This is a genomic window from Dietzia massiliensis (assembly GCF_018390595.1).
GTDB classification, from domain to species: Bacteria; Actinomycetota; Actinomycetes; order Mycobacteriales; family Mycobacteriaceae; genus Dietzia; species Dietzia massiliensis.
The window spans coordinates 1-1293 of record NZ_JAHBAV010000128.1; the positions used below are offsets into that span (position 1 = coordinate 1).

Below are 1293 nucleotides of genomic sequence, written 5' to 3' on the forward strand. Positions count from 1 at the left end.
TGGGCTGTGTCAAGGAATGTGGACAGTTCCTCGGTGATTTCTGAACTGTCAGGCCGCCCGGGATAGGTCTCGGGCGGCGTGGTGATCGTTCCAGGCTCGGGCCGGGGTGCGGTACCCGATGCTGGAGTGTGGTCTGCGACGGTTGTAGAACACCTCGATGTACTCGGCGACGGCGAACCGTGCCCGAGCGCGGGTGGCGAACACCTGCTGGTGGTACATCTCGTTTTTCAAAGTGGCGAAGAACGTCTCCGCGGCGGCGTTGTCCCAGCACACCCCGGTCCGGCCCATCGACTGGGTGAACCCGTTGTTGGCGCAGTAGGTGACGCATTCATCTGAGGTGTATTGCGACCCGTGGTCCGAATGGAAAATCGCACCGGAGGCGGCCCCGCCCTGGGTACGTGCCATCTCGAGAGCATCGACGACCAGGCTGGCTCGCATGTGCTCGGCTGTCTGCCACCCGATCACCTTGCGGGTGGCCAGGTCGATCACCGTCGCGAGGTAGAGCCAGCCTTGCCCGGTGCGCAAGTAGGTGATGTCGCCGACCAGCGCCTCACCCGGGCGGTGGCTTTCCGGGGCGAAGTCACGATCGAGTTTGTCGCTGAACACCTGCGCTTTGTCGTCCGAGACGGTGGTGCGTTTGTACGCCTTGCGCTGGATCGCCGCTAGCCCGAGCTCGCGCATCAGATCGGCCACGAGTCCCACCGACGCCGGGTGCCCTTCGTCGTTCAAGATGGCAGCGATGCGCCGGCACCCAGCAGTGCCACGTTGCTCGTTGAAGATCCGCTCGATCTCGACCCCCAGCGCCTGGCGGCGGGCCTGGGTGGCGGTGACCTGCCCGGCGCTCTCGCGCCAGGCGTAGAACGACGAGCGCACTACGCCGAGCTGGTTGCACATCCAGTCGATCGGGAAGTTCGCCTTCTCGGCTTCGATCAGGGCTGATTTCTCGTTCAGTCCTGCTCCCGGGCGAAGAAGGCCGCGGCTTTTTTTAGGAACTCATTCTCCATCTTCAACTTGCGGTTCTGCTCTTCCAGCGCCGCCAGCCGGCCATGGTCTGCCGGACTCAATCCCGGTTCGGGTTCCGGATTGTCCTGGCGATGCTTTTGCACCCAGTTGCCCAACGTGCCGGGGTTGATCTCCAGCTCCCCGGCGACCTCGGCGATCGAGCGCTCGGACTGGATAACCAACTGCACCGCCTCAGCCTTGAACTGCGGACTGAACTTCCGACGTGATCGTGGTGCCATGATCTTGATCCTCTCGCATCAAGCGGCTGTCCAAGATCCTTGGTACACCCCA

Annotated in this window: 1 protein-coding gene; it reads right to left on the reverse strand. The window is 63.4% G+C overall.

All coding sequences use genetic code 11. The features are described 5' to 3' along the window. Positions 1-48: 48 nt before the first annotated feature. Positions 49-1241 (reverse strand): IS3 family transposase gene (locus tag KHA85_RS16445; RefSeq protein WP_213186627.1). Its coding sequence is split into 2 segments (ribosomal slippage): positions 49-989 and positions 989-1241, totalling 1194 coding nucleotides; the frame shifts between segments, so codons are not numbered across the junction. Between the last annotated feature and the right edge of the window lie 52 nt (positions 1242-1293).